Source organism: Luteimonas flava (assembly GCF_036584485.1).
GTDB lineage: Bacteria > Pseudomonadota > Gammaproteobacteria > Xanthomonadales > Xanthomonadaceae > Luteimonas > Luteimonas flava.
Genome location: NZ_JAZHBM010000002.1, coordinates 74,282 through 91,682, shown reverse-complemented (window position 1 = coordinate 91,682; position 17,401 = coordinate 74,282). Strand labels below are relative to the sequence as shown.

Below are 17,401 nucleotides of genomic sequence, written 5' to 3'. Positions count from 1 at the left end.
GGCCGGGTCCGTCCGGCTCAGAACCGGACGTCGAGTTCGACGCCGAACGTCCGCGGCTGGATCGGTACTGCAGCCAGGTAGGCCAGCGTGCCGCTGAGCGCGCCGGCCGCCGGCGTCATCGACGAGTAGCCGCCTTCGCCGGTGACGTTGCTGACATAGGCGCGCACCTCCCAGCGTTCCCGGCCGATGCCTGCGTAGAGATCGAGCGCGCGATAGCTGTCGAGCCGCAGCGGCGCGGTCACTTCTTCCTGCAACACCGTGGAGGGGTCGCCCGGCGCGGTGACGCGCTGGCGCTCGGTGGTGTCGCTCAAGCGCTCTCCGGTGAAGCGCAGCACGCCGCCTACCTGGCCGGACAGCCCCTGCGCGGTCATGAACGCGTACTCGGCGTTCGCCGCCCACGACAGCGTCGGCACGTACGGCATGCGGTCGCCGGCCAGGCCGGTGTTGAGCACGACATCCAACGCGCCCTGCGGAATGACCGTGGCTTCGAAATCGTTCTTCACCCGCGCCTTGGTGTAGGCCGCATTGATGCCGAGCGACAGGGCCTCGGTGGCGCGGAACTGCGAGGCCAGCTCCAGGCCTTCGCTGCTCGCCTCGCCGCCGTTGACCAGCCCGCCGATGCCGTTGAACGACGACGCCACCTGGATGTCGTCCCATTCGATGCGGAACGCGGACACGTCGACCTGCACGCGGCGATCGGCGGTCTGCGATTTCAGTCCCAGCTCGTAGCTGGCGAGCATCGACGAGTCGACGCTCGGCGGAATCCCCGGGAGCGCGACGTTCGGGCCGCCCGGCTGGTAGCCGGTGGCGACGCGTGCGTACAGCATCGTGTCCTCGGCGAGCTTGAACTGCGGGCTCAGGCTCCAGGTGAACACGTCTTCGGTCGATTCGCCGGGCGCATCGCCGATCGGCGCGAGGATGCCCTCGCTGACGTTCTGGCTGAACCACTGGTCGTTGCGCGCCTGGCGCAGGCCGGCGTCGATCTTGAAGCGCTCACCGAACCGCCACGATGCGTTGGCGAACAGCGCGACTTCCTCGTACGTGCTCGGCAGGCCGATCACCGCCAGGGTGCCGAATGCCGCGTCGAACGGCGCCGGCAGCGGCGAGCCATCGCGTTGGCCCAGCCACGCGACCTGGTTCTGCTGTGCGTCTTCCTTGGTGTAGAACACGCCCGCCATCCACTCGAAGCGACCGCCGGTCTTGGAACTGAAGCGGAACTCCTGGGTGATCTTGTCGAGGTCGAAGGTGTAGCGCACGTTCGAGCTGCCCGGCTCGGGCAGTCCCAGCAGCAGATCGGCGACTTCGCCGAACTGCACCGTGGTGTCGATCTGGTCCAGCGTCTTGGTCTTCGACCAGCCGGTCGCGGAGACGAGATCGGCCCAGCCCAGATCCCAGTTCACGCTGAGCGAGGTCAGCGTCAACTCCTTGGAGAACGGTTGGCGCTGCCAGTTCCTGCCTTCGAATTCCCCGCCGAGCGGCGCGTAGGTGTCGGGCTCAAGGGCGACCACGGCCCGGTCGCTGGCGTCGATGCGCTGGTGCAGCACGCCCAGGTCGACATCGACCATCTCGCCGTCCCACGACAGCGCCGCGCGTCCCCCGATCTGCTCGCTGTCGTTGATGTCGCGGCGGCCATCGATCGCGTTGTCGGTATAGCCCGGCAATCCGTTGCGCGCGACGCTCATGCGCAGGCCCAGGCGATCTTCCTGCAGCGGCAGGCTGACGCCGACGCGACCGTTCCAGTCCTGCCCGCCGTCCGATACCGAGCGCAGGCCGACGCCGGCACGGAACTCTTCATTGACCAGGTCCGGCGCGCGGGTCACGTACTTGAGCAGGCCGCCGATCGCGCCCGCGCCGTACAGCGTGCCCTGCGGTCCGCGCAGCACTTCGACGCGGCTGATGTCGTAGGGCAGCAGGTCCAGCATCAGCGAGCCGGCGCTCTGGTAGATGCCGCTCGAACCGACCGGCACCTCGTCGATGTAGGTCGCCACCGTTGCGCCCGACGACAGCGTCGAGATGCCGCGCAGCGAGACCGCGGTCAGGCCGGGGGTGCCGCTGCTCTGCACCTGCATGCCAGGAATCAGCGCCGCGTAATCGGTCAGCGAACTCGCAGCCATGTTCTCCAGCTGGCGTTCGCCGATCACGCTGATCGAGGCGCCGACGTCGCGGACGTTCTCGACGCGCTTGTTGGCGGTCACCACCACCGAGTCGAGCGTGACCGCCTCTTCGGCAGCCGTCGTGGCGCGTTCCTGGGCCAGCACGGGGGCGGCGGCGCAGGCCAGCGTGCTGGCGATGGCGAGAGACAACGGTGAGCGGAACCACGGACGTGCGGATCGGAACGCGTGCATCGGTTGTCTCCCCAGACGATTATCCTGATCAGGGATCATGATCCCAATCAGAGAATTGTCAACAGATCTGGAGAAATCCGAGCGCTGTATTTTTTGCGCCACTCACCGACCGCCGGGGGGCCGGCCACGCCAGCCCGGACCCCGCACCACGCGCCCCGGCGTGGCGCCGGTGTGGTCGCCATCGCGCAGCACCTGCACGCCGTTGACGAACACCTCGTCGACGCCGCTCGCGTACTGCCGGGGGGCGTCGTAGGTCGCGTGGTCGATGATCGCCGCCGGGTCGAACACCACGATGTCGGCGTAGCAGCCAGGCTGCAGACAGCCGCGCTGTTCCAGCTTCCAGTTCGCGGCCGGCAGGCCGGTCAGGCGGTGGATGCCTTCTTCGAGTGACATGAGTCCGCGGTCGCGCACGTAGTGCCCCAGGAAGCGCGCGACGTTGCCGTAGGCGCGGGGATGGGTGCTGGATTTCAGGAACACGCCTTCGGGCGCCGAGGATTCCGCATCCGATCCCAGGCTGACCCACGGCTGCTTCAGACCGAGCTCGACGTTCGCTTCGCTCATCAGGAAGTAGGCCGTGCCGATCCGGGAATCGTCCTCGATGATCAGATCGATCGCGGTGTCCTCGGGCGAGGTGCCGCGCTCGCGCGCGACGTCGGCGAGGCTGCGCCCGCTCAAGGGCTTGAGCGCCGGATTGTGGAAGTCGAGCAGCAGCAGGCGGTCGTCGGATCCGGCCAGCAGTCGCAGGTTTTCCCAGTCGACGTCCGGATTGCGCATGTCCGCAAGCACACGCGCGCGGATCGCGGGGTCGCGCAGCCGCGCGATCATCGCGTCGTGGCCACCCGCCTGGACCCAGGGCGGCAGGCTCGCGGTCAGGCCGGTGCCACCGGCGGTGTAGGCGTACATGTCGGCGCTGACCTGCAGGCCTTCAGCGCGCGCGGCTTCGATCCGGGCGATGGCCTGCGCCATCTTCGGCCAGTTCTGTTCGCCTGCGGCCTTGAGGTGGTACACCCCGGCGCGTTGCCCGGTGGCGCGCGCGATGGCGATGGTCTCGTCGAGCGCCTCGAGAAAGCGGTCGGCTTCGCTGCGCATGTGCGAGACATAGCCGCCGCCGGATTCCGCGGCGGCCTGTGCCAGGGCGACCAGTTCGGCGGTGTCGGCGAATGTCGCCGGTGGATAGATCAGGGAGCTGCCGACACCGAGCGCGCCCTCGCGCATCGCCTCGCGCACCACGTCCTGCATGCCGGCGAGCTGCGCAGGCGTCGGGGTGACGTCGTCTTCGCCGAGTTCGTGGATGCGCACCGTGGTCGCGCCGACGAACGAGGCGACGTTGGGCGTGATGCCGCGCTGCTCGAGGAACTCGAGGTAGCCGCCGAACGAGGTCCACGGCATGTCGTAGCGGAGGTCGCCCTGCTGCTTGAGCGCGTCGGCCTTCATGCGCGCGTTGACCGGTCCCATCGACCAGCCTTCGCCGAAGATTTCCAGCGTGATGCCCTGTCTTGTGTCGCTCATGCCGCGGCCGTCGACGATCAGCGATTCGGTCGCCCAGCTCAGGGTGTTGATGAAGCCCGGGGAGACCGCGCGACCCTGCGCGTCGAGCGTCGTGTCGGCGGCCGCGGCACTGCCCGGCGGCAGCAGCGCCGCGATGCGGTCGCCACGCACGGCCACGTCGACGCGCTGCGGCGGTGCGCCACTGCCGTCGTAGACAAGGCCGTTGCGGATCAGCAGGTCGTACTGCGCGGGCGTGTCGACCACCGGCGCGGTGCTGCAGGCGGCGAGGGCGAGCGGCAACAGGGCGAGCGTCAGACGCGGCATGGCGGAAAACTCCTGTGCGGGATGAAGCGGATCATCGCAGCGCGCGGATCGGGCGATCCAGGCGCCACAGCAAGGCGGCGGCCACGACGGCCAGGCCGGCAAGCAGCAGGAAGAAGCCGGAATGGCTGGCTTTCGACCACAGCGTGCCGACCAGGCCCGCCAGCAGACTGCCGCTGAAGACCGCGAGGAACCACGAAGCCACCGTGGTCGCGCCCAGTCGCGGCGGCGCGAGCCTGGCGAACAGGCCCAGGCCGGTCGGCAGGATGTAGAGCTCGCCGAGCGTCAGGATCACGAAGAACGCGACCAGCCACAGCCAGCCGATGCGGGTGTCGCCGGCGACGGCCGTCACCGCGGCCAGCAGCACGTAGGCGCCCGCTACGATCAGCGCGCCGATCGCCATGCGCAGCGCAGGCGCGGTCTCGTGTCCGGCCTCGGCGCGGCGCCGCCAGTGCAGCAGCAGCAACGGCGTCATGCTGATCACCAGTAGCGGATTGAGCGACTGGAACCACGTCATCGGAATGGTGAAGCCTGCGACGACCCGGTCGACGCCGGTGTCGATCAGCAACGGCAGCGTATTGCCGACCTGCTCGTATGCGCCGCGGAAAATGGTCGCGGCGATCCCGACGCCCAGCAACAACAGCCACACCTTGCGATGGTTGCCGCGCTCTTCCTGCGCATCCACCGCGCGCGCCACGCCGCGCAACGGTTCGGGCGGCAGGTAGCGGCGGCCGAACACGTAGATCAGCAGACCGATGAACATGCCGATGCCGGCGGCGCCGAAGCCGTAGTGCCAGCCGTAGACTTCGCCAAGCGTGCCGCACACCAGTGGGGCCATGAAGCCGCCGATGTTCAGGCCGACGTAGTAGACGTTGTAGGCGCGGCCGCGGCGGGGGTCGTCGGCGGCGTAGAGATCGTTGATCTGGCTCGGCAGGCTCGGCAGGAACAGGCCGTTGCCGAGCGCGATGGTCGCCAGCGCGACGTAGAACATCGGCTCGAACGCCATCACGAAGTGCCCGAAGGCCATGATGCTGCCGCCGAGAATCACGGCATTGCGCTTGCCCAGCCAGCGGTCGGCGATGGCGCCGCCGAGGATCGGGGTGAAGTACGCCATCGCCGTGTACGCGCCATAGATGAAGGACGCCTTTTCCTGCGCGAACAGCAGCTGCTTGGTCATGTAATAGACCAGCAGCGTGCGCATGCCGTAGTAGGAGAACAGCTCCCACATGTTGGTCAGGAACAGGATCGTCAGCCCGCGTGGCTGACCGAACCAGGTCTTGTCGGCAACGCTGCTCATGCCGTCGCCGACGGCCCCCAGACCTCGTCGCCGCACCAGATGTGGCCATCGGTGTAGCGCACTGACGGCGTACGGTCCTGCCTGAGGAAGATCGGCCCGTCCAGATCCACCACGTCGCAGAACTGGCCGAGCACGAACGCGGGCGCCGCCGCCAGGCTGGTGCCGCACATGTTGCCGACCATGACCTGCTTGCCGAGCGCGCGCGCGCGGCGCGCCATTAGCAGGCCCTCGGTCAGGCCGCCGCACTTGTCGAGCTTGATATTGATGACGTCGAAGTACTGGTGGCGCGCTTCGAGTTCGGCGAGATCGAGGATGCTTTCGTCGGCGGCGAACGGCAGTGCGCGCGCGATGCCGTCGAGTTCGTGTTCGCGGTCGCGGACGCAGGGCTGCTCCAGCAGCGCCACGCGCGCTTCCAGCAACACCGGCAGCAGGCCCGGCAACGACGCGCCGTCGTAACCCTGGTTGGCGTCGACGCCGATCCACGCCGCCGGGCAGCGCGCACGCACCGCGCGGACGCGCGCCGTGTCGAGGTCCGCGTCGCCGGTCAGCTTCAGCTTCAGCGCGCGCGCCTGCGTGTAGGCCGCGGCGCGATCGGCCATGACGGCAGGGTCGTCGGCACCGACGGTGAAGGTGGTGAGCAGCGGGCGCACGCCGTCGAGGCCTGCGAGTCGCCACACCGGCATGCCGGCCTGCTGCGATTCGAGTTCCCACAACGCGGCATCGAGTGCATTGCGGGCGCCGCCGGCAGGCAGCAGGGTGCGCAGCGTCTCGCGATCGAGCCCCGCCTCGATGCGGGGCCGCATCGCCTCCAGCGTGGCCAGCATCGTGTCGGGATGATCGTGCGTGTAGTAGACGCCGGCGGCTTCGCCGCGTCCGACATGCGCGCCGGCGCGCAGGGTCACGACCGTCGCCGGCATCGCCGAGAACACGTGTCCGGCGATCCGGAAGGGCGCCGACAGCGGCAAGGGTTCGTTGTGCAGCTCGAGTTCGACCGGCTGGGCAGTCACGCGCGTTCCTCGTCGGGACAGGGGCGAACGCACCGGCGGCTGATGCCGCCGGTGCGTCGGGTCGTCAGTAGTTCGCGCCAAAGCCGATGACGTGCTGGGCGATGCCGATCCACAGCAGGAACAGGCAGGCCAGCGCCAGCAGCACGGCCCACAGCTTGGCCAGCACGCGGCGCCGGCCGCGCAGCACCTGCCAGGCGTGCCAGACCGCGACCGCCGCGCCGAGCGGCAGCACCACGGTGGCAAACAGCCGCACGGCGATGATCAGGACATCGGTGTCCGGGCTGGTCATCGCGAGATTGCTCAGCATGCCGACGACGAGCGCGAGAGCCCCGCCCATTGCCAGCAGCACCAGCAGCGCGGCGATCCGCACCAGGCGATGCGCGCGTGCGTCGTTGCCGGCCAGCCGGTACGGCGCGCCGTAGTAGCGCCGGACCAGCGCCGAGACCGGCCACGCCACCACGGTCAGCAGCAGTACGACGAGGCTCGCGACCAGCAACGGCATCGCCAGTGCGCGCCAGGTCGAGACGCGCTCGAACACCATGATCGGCGCGTACGGCTCCATCGTGAACCGCACGACTCGGCCGTCGACGACATCCGCCGCGAGGCGATCCGTGCTGTCGCGGTCCTGCCACACGTACGGCGCCACTTCGCGCCACTGCTTCGGTGCGCCGGCGGCGCTCGTGGCCATCGCCACGGTGATCGTGCCGTCTTCGTTGGCGGCGACCTTGACCGGTCCCAGCACATTGGCCAGCGACAGGAAATTGCGGTCCGGCCGACGGCTGCTGGTATAGGTGCCCGCGATCAGCTGGGCGTGCGCCTTGGCGTCCGCTTCCGGCACGCCGGGCGTCTGTGCGGGCGTGCCCGGCAGGTAGCGGTCGGCGAAGCCACGCGACAACGCATAGCGGATATGACCGGTCGCGCCGTCGCGTCCCGAACTGTTCATCGATACGAACAGGCCGATGCCGTCGTCGAGGAACAGTTGCAGGTCGCTGTGGAACCACTGCGTGTCGCCGCCATGCGAGATCGCGCGGTGACCGTTGACCGAGGTTTCGTAGAAACCGAGCATCATGCGGTTGAGCGGACCGATCGACGCCTGGCCGGTGGAATGCATCTGGCGGGCGGTGTCGGCGCCGAGGATGCGCGCGTCCCCGAGGGCGCCGTCCTGCAGGTGCGCGATCATGAAGCGCCCCATGTCGGCGCCGGTGGCGGCGAGGCTGCCGGCAGGCGCGAGGCTGATGAATTCGTAGGGCTTGGCTTCGCCGTCGGAGGCCTTCGAATAGCCCATCGACATGTTCGCCAGCAACGGCGCGGGCAGCGGCTGGCGGAAGCTCGAACGGGCCATGCCGAGCGGCTGGAAGATGTGGCGTTCGATGTAGTCGTCGAACGATTCGCCCGACACGCGCTCGACGACGTAACCGGCCAGCGCGGTCGCGTAGTTCGAATAGGCCGGCGTGGCGCCCGGCACATGGATGCGTTCGGGCACCCAGTGCTTCAGCGCGGCGCCCAGCGGCGAGATCTCGTCGGGGTCGGCCGTGATCAGCGCGCGGACCTGCTCCTCGAAACCGGTGGTATGGGTCATCGCCTGGCGCAGCGTCACCGGTACCCCGTCGCGGGCCGGGATCTCGAAGTCGAGGTACTGGTTGACGTCGGCGTCGAGGTCGAGCTTGCCCTGCTCGACCAGCTGCATCACTGCCGTCCAGGTGAAGAGCTTGGACACTGAGCCCGGACGGAAGAGCGTGGCGGCCGGGTCGACCGGCGTGCGCGCGGCGAGGTCGGCATAGCCGTAGCCCTTCTGCAGCAGCACCTCGCCGTCCTTGACCACCACCACGACGGCGCCCGCAATGTCGCCGGCGGCCAGCGCGTAGGGCACGAAGCCGTCCAGCCAGGCTTCGGCATCCGCGGCACTCAGCACGGGTGCGCCCCCGGGCGCGACCGGCGGCCGCGCTTCGGCCACGGCGGCGTCAACCGGAGCGGCCGGCGCCAGCGGCGCGGTGACGGGTGCCGGCGTAATCGCCGCGTCCTGCGTCGCCGCGAATGCCACGCCGGCCGCAAGCAGCCCGGCGAACAGGAAGGTTGGAATCACGCGCATCGCACTGCCCCGGTTTGTCCTGATTGGCGATATTGATCCCAATCAGAGAATTGTCAACCGTGCCGGAAGTCCTCATGCCACGGTAGATGACACCGCTGCGAGTCCCGCAGCGACTTTCACGGATCGCCCGCTGGGGCGATGATGATCCCGAAACGACACGAACGGACCCGGTACGGATGACAGCGCAACACCCCACCATCGGCCGCCTGCTGCGCTCGCTGCGCGCGCGGAAAGGCTGGACGCTCAAGCAGATGAGCGAGCATTCCGGCATTCCGCTGTCGACGTTGTCGAAGGTCGAGCACGACCGGCTGACGCTGACCTACGACAAGTTGCTGCAACTCAGCCAGCGCCTGCAACTGCGCATGTCGGAACTGTTCGCCGAACAGGACGAGGCGCCCGAGCCGCCGGTCACCGCGCGCCGGAGCATCGGCCGCGTCGATGACGCGATCCGCATCACCACGCCGAATTACGACTACTACTACCTGTGCCCGGAACTGCGCCGCAAACGCATGATTCCGGTGCTGACCCGCGTGCGTGCCAAGACCATCGCCGAGTTCGGCGCGCTGGTGCACCACTCCGGCGAGGAGTACATCCACGTGCTCGAAGGACGCATGGAAGTGCACACCGAGTTCTACGATCCGATCGTGCTCGAAACCGGCGAAGGCGTGTACATCGACTCGAACATGGGGCACGCCTACATCGCCGCCGAAGGCTGCGACGAGGTGCTGCTGCTCGGCGTGTGCTCGAGCGCCGACGAACAGCTGATGGAATCGCTGCTGACGCTGCATGGCGAGGAAGGCGCCGTCGCCACGAAGGTCCGACAACTCGCACCGGCCGCGAAGCCGGCCAGGCGCGCGGCGAAGAAGCCGGCGACGCGTTGACGCGTCGCTGCGCGCGCTGGTTTCTGCGGATCCGCGCACACCGGAAGTTGCCCTGATCAATGCCGGTTCCGGGCTGCGGCCTTCTTCCGGATGCGATTGCGCATCCCGCCCGGTTGGACAGGCGGTATCGTGTCCGCCTGATCCTGTAGCGGAAATCCAGATGCCCCGTCACGCTCACCTGCTGTCCGCCCTGTTGCTGGTCGCCGTACCGGCGCTGCCTGCCCTCGCCGCCGACCGCATCACCGGCCAGCCGTTCGCGACCCGCAGCGAGGTGCATGCGCCGCACGCGATGGCCGCGACCTCGCATCCGCTGGCGACGCAGATCGCGCTCGACACGATGAAGGCGGGCGGCAGCGCGGTCGATGCCGCGATTGCCGCCAACGCGGCGCTCGGGCTGATGGAACCGACCGGCAACGGCATCGGCGGCGATCTGTTCGCGATCGTCTGGGATCCGAAGACGAAGCGCCTGTACGGGTACGACGGGTCGGGGCGTTCGCCGCATTCGCTGACCCTGGCCGAGTTCCAGCGGCGTGGTCTGACCGACATTCCGTCGCACGGGCCGCTGCCGGTCACCGTGCCGGGTGCGGTCGACGGCTGGTTCGCGCTGCACGGCCGCTTCGGCAAGCGTGCGATGGCCGAGAACTTGGCGCCGACGATCCGCTACGCGCGCGAAGGTCATCCGGTGCATGAAGTCATCGCCTATTACTGGGATCGTTCGGTGCCGCGTCTGGGCAAGTGGCCCGGCTTCACCGAGCAGTTCACGATCGACGGCCGCGCGCCGCGCAATGGCGAGACCTGGCGCAATCCGAATCTGGCGAACACGCTGCAGGCGATCGCCGACGGCGGCCGCGATGCGTTCTACAAGGGCGACATTGCGCGCACGATCGGCGATTACTTCGCCGCCAACGACGGCTTCCTGTCGTACGAGGACCTCGCCGCGCACACCGGCAACTGGGTCGAACCCGTCTCGACGACGTATCGCGGCGTCGAGCTGTGGGAACTGCCGCCGAGCGGACAGGGCATCGCCGCGCTGCAGATCCTCAACCTGCTCGAGCCCTACGACCTCGAGTCCTACGGCTTCGGCAGCCCCGAACACGTGCATCTGTTCGTCGAGGCGAAGAAGCTCGCGTTCGCCGATCGCGCGCGCTGGTATGCCGATCCGGCCTTCCATCCCGCACCCGTCGAGCGGCTGATCTCCAAGGACTACGCCCGCGAGCGCGGCGCCCTGATCTCGATGGACACCGCGCTGCGCGAAGTGCAGCCGGGTACGCCGAAGCAGCTCGACGAGGGCGACACGATCTATCTGACCACCGCGGACGCCGACGGCATGATGGTCTCGCTGATCCAGTCCAACTATCGCGGCATGGGCAGCGGCATGGCGCCGCCGGGGCTGGGGTTCATCCTGCAGGACCGCGGCGAGCAGTTCGTGCTGCGCGAGGACCATCCCAACGGCTACGCGCCGGGCAAGCGTCCGTTCCACACCATCATTCCCGCGTTCGCCACCAAGGACGGCGAGCCGTGGCTGAGCTTCGGCGTGATGGGCGGCGCGATGCAGCCGCAGGGTCACGTGCAGATCCTGATCAACATGCTCGACTTCGGCATGAACCTGCAGGAAGCCGGCGACGCGCCGCGCATCCAGCACGATGGATCGACCGAGCCCACCGGCCAGAACACCGCGATGACCGACGGCGGCGAAGTGGATCTGGAAACCGGCTTCCCCTACGAGACCGTGCGCGCGCTGATGCAGAAGGGCCATTCGGTGCGGTTCTCGCACGGCCCCTACGGCGGCTACCAGGCGATCATGAAGAACCCCCATGGCGGCTGGACCGGCGCCAGCGAATCGCGCAAGGACGGGCAGGCCGCGGGCTACTGACGCATCGCCTGCGCGCAGGTATTCTCGCCGCCTCATTCAAGGGACTGGACGGCATGCGCGGATGGATCGTGGCGGGACTGGTGGTGCTCGCGGTGTCGAGCGTGGGCGTGCAGTCCGACGGCGATGCGCACGACGACACGACGCATGCGTCGGATGCGGTGTCGCGTTCCGAGCAGATGCGCCTGCGTCGGACGCGTGTCGAAGTGGGCGCGTCGCCGCAGATGACGCAAGGCGTGGACGACACCGCGACGGCCTCGATGGACACGGCGGCGCAAGGCGCGCACTGATCCCACGCGAAGCGCCTGTAGGGACGCCTCGGGATTTCCGCATCACGGAATCGAGAACGTGACCGGCGCCGGTATGCTGATCACCTCGTTCCTGCCGGACCGTCGCATGATCCGTCCCCTCCTCGCGGCTGCGTGTGCCTTTGCGCTGCTCGTCCCCGTCGCCCAGGCGCAGGCGCCGTACGCGCGCTTCGACGAAGCGCCTGTCGCGCAGCCGGATACGGCGGCCGACCAGGCTGCGTGGCGCAGCTGGTCGCAGCGCAGCGCCGCCGCACTGGCCACCACTGGCCAGCCGCGCGAGCTGGCGTTCGCGGCCGTGTTGCGCGGACTCGCCGATGCGCCTCCGGAACACCCCGACACCGACGCGCCGTCGCAGCCGGCGGCGCCGGACGCACAGGCCAGCGCCTGGCGTCGCGACGCTGCCGCGCGCGCGGGCACCGATGTCCTCGCCAATGCGTTGCTCGCCTACGGCGTCGACGAAGCGACGCGGCTGCGTGCGGCGCAACGCTGGCTCGGCGCCGATCCGCAGAATCTCGCGCCGTTGCTGGTACGTGGCGGCGGCGTCGATGCCTTGCTCGCCGATGCACGTGTCGCGACGCGGTTCGAACTCGGCATGCTCGAGCAGGTGCGCTGGATGCAGGCCGCATTGCTGCGCACGCCGCCGACGCCGGCAGAGCGCGCCGCGCTCGCCGACGCGGGCGAATTCGTGCCGACCGAACATGCCGCGGTCACCGCGATGGGCCTGTGGGCCGCGGTCGCATTCCCGGGCCTCGACCCGCTGATGCAGGGCTGCGACACCGACGCGGTGGGCGCGAATCCCACCCGCGCGCGCGATTGCCGCCACGTGGCCGACATCATGGCCAACGGTTCGGACACGCAGCTCGGCGCAATGCTCGGCCTGGTCCTGCTCGAACGCCTCGCCACCACGCAGGCCGAACGTGCCGATGTGCAGGCACGCCGCCGCGCGTTCGACTGGCGGATGCTCGAATGGGGCCGCGCCAATGCCGCCCTGCCCCGCGACGGCGCCGGTCAGTTCGTGCGCTTCCTCGCCGATCCGTCGATCCGCACCGAAGCCGATCTCATCGCCCGCGCGCTGCAGGACGCCGGCATTCCACTCCACCCACCGGCGGGTTGGCAGCCGCCGCGCTGAAACCCGGTGCCGCGGTTGCCAGACGCACGCAACGCCTCAGCGCTCCAGCGGGTACACCTGCGACACCTCGCAACGCGCGCCGAAGGGCGACACGGCGCCGTGGAACGTGTCGAGACCGGTCATCGCGCCCGTGTTGCTGCGACTGAACACCACGTGGTCGCCCGGATTGCCGCACACCATGCCCAGGCCCATGGCCGACGCCAGCGACAGTGACTCGGAGCCGGACTGCATGCTGCAGGCGCCGCGCGTCTCGATCCGGTAGAAGCGGTGCCCACCCGAGCGACGCGGCGACACCTCCACCACGATGCCCTCCGGCGTTTCGTGCCAACCGCGCAGCCAGCTGTTGGCGACGCAGTAGTCCGGCGTGCCCCGGAAACCGCGTTGCCGGGCACCGCGCACGACGACGGTGTCGAGGGTCGGCATGTCGGCGTGCGCCCGTTTCAGCAGCGCTGCGTAGGTGCGCGTATCGATCACCGAGGTGCCCGAGATCGGACAGCTGCGGGTCCCGGTCCGCACCACTTCACCCGCTGCGCCGCAGACCCAGCCCGCCCAGCCCACGACCTGGGCGTCCGCGCCTTCGAGAATGCCGGGGCAGGACCCGCCCAGCGTCACGAGGTGACGTCGCCCATCGCCACCCCGGAGCGCGAGCGTCGTGTCGTCGGCCTGATAGGCCTCGGCCAGGGTGCGTCCATCGACGCAATGCGCCGCGGGCGCGTCCCGGCTCTCCGCCATGACCGCGCCCGGCAACGCCGGCACTGCCAGCACGCACGTGGCGATCCATTTCCAAAGCATCCCTGCGACCCCACGGGTGGTGTTCATCACATTCGACACTAGCAAGCCAGCCGCGTCCGATGTCACCACTGTCTTCCCGCGAGCGCCAGGCGCACACTCCCGCCAGCGTCGGCACCGCGCCGCCGCCCGGGGATGGAGAGATTCGATGCGGCACATGCACCTTGCCTGCGGCCTGCTGGCCGCGGCGCTGACCATCTGTGCCAATGGCCCGGCCACCGCGCAGGCCTACAACAGCTTCACCCTCGGCGCGGGATTCACGCCCGATCCGCAGACCGGCAACGGCGAGACCGGCGGCGCGACGCAGGCTTCGCGCTTCGGGCCGCAGTGCAGCGGCGTCATCGACACCACGCCCGACCACACCATCCGCGTGACCTCGCCGCTCGACCTGCGCCTGTCGGTGGACAGCACGACGGATTCCACGCTGGTCGTCGTCGGTCCCGCTGGCGTGTTCTGCGACGACGACAGCGCCGGCGAACTCGATGCGCAGGTCGATGCCCGCCTGACCCCCGGCGACTACGCCGTCTACGTCGGCCACATCGAGCAGCCCGGCCGCTACACGCTGACCCTCAACGAGGGCAGCGGCGTGGCCACGACTGGCGGCGGCGGACAGTACGCGAACTTCCAGCTCGGCGCCGGCTTCACGCCTGACCCGCAGATCGGAACCGGCGACACCGGAGGCGGCGTCGAGGCCGGCCGCTACGGCGCGCACTGCACCGGCATGATCGATTCCACGCCCGACCATCGGCTGACCATCACGTCGACGGTCGCGCTGCGCCTCGCCGTCACCAGCACGACCGATTCCAGCCTGGTCGTGGTGGGCCCGGGCAAGGTGCTGTGCGACGACGACGGGGCCGGCGCACTCGATGCCGCAGTCGTCGACACGTTCCGTCCGGGCGAGTACGAAATCTACGTCGGCCATCTCGGACAGGCGGGCACTTACCGGCTGGAGATCAGCGAGACGGACTGAGCGCCGGGTCGCGGCCGTTCGATCGAACGGGCGTTTCAGCGCTGCGTCGAGTCGACGGCCGCGGCCTCTCCGCCGCGATTCAATCCGCCGGCACCGTCCGCTCGCGCGCCCAGCTGCGCAGGGCGTCGACCTGTTCGCGCATCATCACCGACAGCGGGCGCGTGTCGCGCAGGGATTCGACGACCATCGGCTGCGACAGCGGCGCGCCGGCGGCGTGCGCGGCGTGCGCGGCGTAGAGCGCTGCGACGAGGGCCTGTTCGATCTCGGCACCGGAAAAGCCTTCGGCTTCGATCGCGAGCAACGGCAGGTCGAAGTCCGCGACGTCGAAGCCGCGCCGCACCAGATGTACGGCGAACACCTCGGCGCGCACGTCGGCGGTCGGCAGGTCGACGAAGAAGGTCTCGTCGAAGCGGCCCTTGCGCAGCAGTTCCGGCGGCAGGTCGTGGACCTGGTTGGCGGTCGCGACCAGGAACACCTTGGACTTGCGTTCGGCCATCCACGTCAGCAGAAAGCCGAGCACGCGGCGCGACACGCCGCCGTCGCTGTCGCCGCTCGAGGCCAGGCCTTTTTCGATCTCGTCGATCCACAGCACGCAGGGTGCGAGCTGTTCGGTCGAGGCGATCGCGTCGCGCAGATTGCGCTCGGTTTCGCCGTGGTACTTGTCGTAGAGCGTGCCGAAATCCAGCCGCACCAGCGGCACGCCGAAACCACCCGCGATGGCCTTGGCCAGCAGCGACTTGCCACAGCCCTGCACGCCGAGCAGCAGCACGCCCTTGGGCGGATCGAGGCCGGGCGGCGCGTCGCCCTCGACGAAGACACGGCGCCGCTGTTCGACCCAGCGCTTGAGCCGGCGCGCACCGGCGACATCGGCGAAACCGGCGGTGTCGTATTCGTAATGCAGGTGCCCGCTCTTGTTGAGCAGTTCGAACTTGAGTTTGGCCAGCGCCGGCAGATCGTCGTGCGCGAGCGCACCGTCGGCATGGATCAACTGGCGCGTGATCCGGCGCGCGTCGCCCAGCGACAGGCCCTGCAGGTTGCGCACGATCTGGCGCACCGCCTCGGCGTCGGCTTCCACGCGTCGGCCGCCGTGTTCCTGCTGGTAGGCCGCAGCTTCCTCGCGCACCAGTTTCAGCAGCGCGTCGGCATCGGGCAGGCGCGGTCGGAAGCGCACGGCCATGGTTTCGAGATCGGCGGGCAGTTCGACCTTGTGGCCGACCAGCACGATCACGTGCGGCAGGCAGTGGCGACGCTGCACGAGATCGCGCAGCTGGCGCTGGGTGCCCGCGTAACCGAGGTAGGGATGGAAATCGAGCAGCAGATAGATGCCGCGCTGGTCGGCGTCGCGGATCGCGGCCAGCGTGTTGCTGGCGTCGGCGGCGGTGTCGGTCTCCGACTCGCCGTCGAGATCGACGCGGCGCAGGCCCTCGGTGATCGTCCAGCGGTACAGCGCGCGCCAGACCTGCACCAGCGACTGCCGGAACAGCTCGACCGCGCGCGGCTCGTCGGGCGTCTCGACGACGATCAACGGCGTGTTGGCCCGGATCAGCGCGGCCAGGTCCTGCAGTTCACTCATGGGCGCGGCGCGCTCGCGGTCTGGGATGCCGATGTTAAACGGGTGGCGCGCGCATGCGGTCGCGGGCGTCGCACGGGCGGTGTACGCTCGATGCGCGAACCGACCCGGAGACTTCGATGAAGACGGTACTGGTGGCCAGTTCCAAGGGTGGCGTGGGCAAGACCACGATCGCCACCCATCTCGCCGCGCACGCCGCGTTGTCGGGCGAGTCGACGGTGCTGGTCGATGCCGATCCGCAGCAGTCGTCCACGCGCTGGGCCGAACGCCGCGCCGGGATGGAAGCGGCAGTGTTGCCGGTCGACGGCAGCGCGCGCCACAAGAAGGTGCTGGCGTCGATCCCCGATGGCGCGACCCGGCTGGTGGTCGATGCGCCCGCGGGCGCGATGGCCGACGATCTGGATGCGTATCTGGAGATCGCCGATGCGATCGTCGTGCCGGTGCTGCCGTCGGCGCTCGACATCGATGCGACCGTGGGGTTCCTCAACACGCTGGCCAAGCATCCGCGCATCCGTCGCGGCCAGACCCGCGTGGGCCTGGTCGCCAATCGCCTGCGCCCGCACACCAACGCTTCGCAGCAGGCGCTCGCCCTGCTCGCGCAATGGCCGTATCCGGTGATCGCGCAGCTGCGCGACAGCCAGGCTTACGTGATGCTGGTCGGGCTGGGCAAGAGCCTGTTCGACTACCATTCGGCGCAGGTGCGCGACCATCAGGACGACTGGGCGCCACTGCTGAAGTGGGTCCGGAAGTAGGCTGTCCGCCGACGCGTTCACCGCATCCGAACGCTCCGCCCGTCATGAAGTCACAAAACGAGGCCGCCGACCGCCCATGCGCGAACTGATCCTGCTCCGCCACGCACACGCCGATCCCGCCCTGCCCGGGCAAGCCGACATCGACCGGCCCCTGTCGGCCGAAGGTCTGGCCGAAGCGGAGGCAGCGGGTCGCTGGCTGCGCGAGAAACACCTCGTGCCCGACTGCGTGCTGTGTTCGCCGGCGCGTCGCACCCGCGAAACGCTCGAAGCGGTGCTCGGCGCGATCGGCTACGTCGACCAGCGTCTCGAGCCCTCGATCTACGAAGCGACGCCCGGCACGCTGGCGACGCTGCTCGACGAACATCGCGACACCGGCCGCCTGTTGCTGGTCGGCCACAATCCCGGACTGGAGCGCCTCGCCGCATTGCTGCACAGCGGCCAGACCGGCGAATACCGCGGCATGCCGCCGGGCGGCATCGCGGTGCTGACGCTGCCGACGGGCGCTGCGGTCGAACCCGCCGTCGCCGAACTGTCGGCGTTCTGGTGGCCGTAGGCGCACCAGCGCACGCTTCGCTCAACGCTGCT

At 69.3% G+C, this 17,401-nt stretch carries 14 protein-coding genes; 7 read left to right on the top strand and 7 right to left on the bottom strand.

The features are described 5' to 3' along the window. Positions 1 to 17 precede the first annotated feature (17 nt). The 5 genes from V3391_RS07435 to V3391_RS07415 form a co-directional block, all read right to left on the bottom strand. Entirely contained in the window at positions 18 to 2,345 is a 2,328-nt protein-coding gene (locus V3391_RS07435) for a TonB-dependent receptor (protein ID WP_332077806.1), read from the bottom strand. A gap of 102 nt (positions 2,346 to 2,447) precedes the next feature. Beyond that, complete coding sequence (locus tag V3391_RS07430) at positions 2,448 to 4,157, bottom strand: N-acyl-D-amino-acid deacylase family protein (protein WP_332077805.1); 1,710 nt, start codon at positions 4,155 to 4,157, stop codon at positions 2,448 to 2,450. Positions 4,158 to 4,188: 31 nt separating this feature from the next. Then, the gene (locus tag V3391_RS07425) at positions 4,189 to 5,451 is read right to left on the bottom strand and encodes a peptide MFS transporter (protein WP_332077804.1); all 1,263 of its coding nucleotides are present in this window, start codon (positions 5,449 to 5,451) and stop codon (positions 4,189 to 4,191) included. Further along, positions 5,448 to 6,458, bottom strand: a complete 1,011-nt coding sequence (locus V3391_RS07420) for a dipeptide epimerase (RefSeq protein WP_332077803.1) — start codon at positions 6,456 to 6,458, stop codon at positions 5,448 to 5,450. The genes V3391_RS07425 and V3391_RS07420 overlap by 4 nt, the downstream gene beginning before the upstream one ends. Before the next feature lie 64 nt (positions 6,459 to 6,522). Continuing rightward, positions 6,523 to 8,547, bottom strand: a complete 2,025-nt coding sequence (locus V3391_RS07415; protein ID WP_332077802.1) for a serine hydrolase domain-containing protein — start codon at positions 8,545 to 8,547, stop codon at positions 6,523 to 6,525. Between the two features lie 176 nt (positions 8,548 to 8,723). Between V3391_RS07415 and V3391_RS07410 the strand changes: the two genes are divergently transcribed. The 4 genes from V3391_RS07410 (at position 8,724) to V3391_RS07395 (ending at position 12,735) form a co-directional block, all read left to right on the top strand. After that, a complete protein-coding gene (locus tag V3391_RS07410) occupies positions 8,724 to 9,428 on the top strand; it encodes a helix-turn-helix domain-containing protein (protein ID WP_332077801.1) in 705 nt (234 codons plus the stop codon). A 160-nt stretch (positions 9,429 to 9,588) separates the two neighbouring features. Continuing rightward, positions 9,589 to 11,301, top strand: coding sequence for a gamma-glutamyltransferase (gene ggt / locus V3391_RS07405; protein ID WP_332077800.1), 1,713 nt, complete (start codon positions 9,589 to 9,591; stop codon positions 11,299 to 11,301). Positions 11,302 to 11,354: 53 nt separating this feature from the next. Then, positions 11,355 to 11,588 carry a hypothetical protein gene (locus V3391_RS07400; RefSeq protein WP_332077799.1) on the top strand — a complete coding sequence of 78 codons (234 nt, stop codon included), beginning with the start codon at positions 11,355 to 11,357 and terminating at the stop codon, positions 11,586 to 11,588. 106 nt (positions 11,589 to 11,694) lie between these two features. Then, positions 11,695 to 12,735 carry a hypothetical protein gene (locus tag V3391_RS07395; protein WP_332077798.1) on the top strand — a complete coding sequence of 347 codons (1,041 nt, stop codon included), beginning with the start codon at positions 11,695 to 11,697 and terminating at the stop codon, positions 12,733 to 12,735. A gap of 36 nt (positions 12,736 to 12,771) precedes the next feature. Here the strand turns inward: V3391_RS07395 and V3391_RS07390 are convergent, their stop codons facing one another. Then, positions 12,772 to 13,500, bottom strand: a complete 729-nt coding sequence (locus V3391_RS07390) for a hypothetical protein (RefSeq protein WP_332077797.1) — start codon at positions 13,498 to 13,500, stop codon at positions 12,772 to 12,774. A 172-nt stretch (positions 13,501 to 13,672) separates the two neighbouring features. Between V3391_RS07390 and V3391_RS07385 the strand changes: the two genes are divergently transcribed. After that, positions 13,673 to 14,494, top strand: coding sequence for a hypothetical protein (locus V3391_RS07385; RefSeq protein WP_332077796.1), 822 nt, complete (start codon positions 13,673 to 13,675; stop codon positions 14,492 to 14,494). 79 nt (positions 14,495 to 14,573) lie between these two features. Here V3391_RS07385 and V3391_RS07380 read toward each other — a convergent pair whose 3' ends face one another. Beyond that, complete coding sequence (locus V3391_RS07380) at positions 14,574 to 16,067, bottom strand: AAA family ATPase (protein ID WP_332077795.1); 1,494 nt, start codon at positions 16,065 to 16,067, stop codon at positions 14,574 to 14,576. A 116-nt stretch (positions 16,068 to 16,183) separates the two neighbouring features. Between V3391_RS07380 and V3391_RS07375 the strand changes: the two genes are divergently transcribed. After that, complete coding sequence (locus V3391_RS07375) at positions 16,184 to 16,816, top strand: ParA family protein (RefSeq protein WP_332077794.1); 633 nt, start codon at positions 16,184 to 16,186, stop codon at positions 16,814 to 16,816. A gap of 76 nt (positions 16,817 to 16,892) precedes the next feature. After that, positions 16,893 to 17,369, top strand: a complete 477-nt coding sequence (locus V3391_RS07370) for a SixA phosphatase family protein (protein ID WP_332077793.1) — start codon at positions 16,893 to 16,895, stop codon at positions 17,367 to 17,369. Positions 17,370 to 17,401 lie beyond the last annotated feature (32 nt).

Excerpts from the sequence above, each read along its gene's own strand:
- ggt (WP_332077800.1), top strand. The coding sequence starts at position 9,589 with ATGCCCCGTCACGCTCACCTGCTGTCCGCCCTGTTGCTGGTCGCCGTA.
- V3391_RS07430 (WP_332077805.1), bottom strand. The coding sequence starts at position 4,157 with ATGCCGCGTCTGACGCTCGCCCTGTTGCCGCTCGCCCTCGCCGCCTGC.
- V3391_RS07425 (WP_332077804.1), bottom strand. The coding sequence starts at position 5,451 with ATGAGCAGCGTTGCCGACAAGACCTGGTTCGGTCAGCCACGCGGGCTG.
- V3391_RS07385 (WP_332077796.1), top strand. The coding sequence starts at position 13,673 with ATGCGGCACATGCACCTTGCCTGCGGCCTGCTGGCCGCGGCGCTGACC.
- V3391_RS07375 (WP_332077794.1), top strand. The coding sequence starts at position 16,184 with ATGAAGACGGTACTGGTGGCCAGTTCCAAGGGTGGCGTGGGCAAGACC.
- V3391_RS07415 (WP_332077802.1), bottom strand. The coding sequence starts at position 8,547 with ATGCGCGTGATTCCAACCTTCCTGTTCGCCGGGCTGCTTGCGGCCGGC.
- V3391_RS07400 (WP_332077799.1), top strand. The coding sequence starts at position 11,355 with ATGCGCGGATGGATCGTGGCGGGACTGGTGGTGCTCGCGGTGTCGAGC.
- V3391_RS07380 (WP_332077795.1), bottom strand. The coding sequence starts at position 16,067 with ATGAGTGAACTGCAGGACCTGGCCGCGCTGATCCGGGCCAACACGCCG.
- V3391_RS07370 (WP_332077793.1), top strand. The coding sequence starts at position 16,893 with ATGCGCGAACTGATCCTGCTCCGCCACGCACACGCCGATCCCGCCCTG.
- V3391_RS07410 (WP_332077801.1), top strand. The coding sequence starts at position 8,724 with ATGACAGCGCAACACCCCACCATCGGCCGCCTGCTGCGCTCGCTGCGC.
- V3391_RS07435 (WP_332077806.1), bottom strand. The coding sequence starts at position 2,345 with ATGCACGCGTTCCGATCCGCACGTCCGTGGTTCCGCTCACCGTTGTCT.
- V3391_RS07395 (WP_332077798.1), top strand. The coding sequence starts at position 11,695 with ATGATCCGTCCCCTCCTCGCGGCTGCGTGTGCCTTTGCGCTGCTCGTC.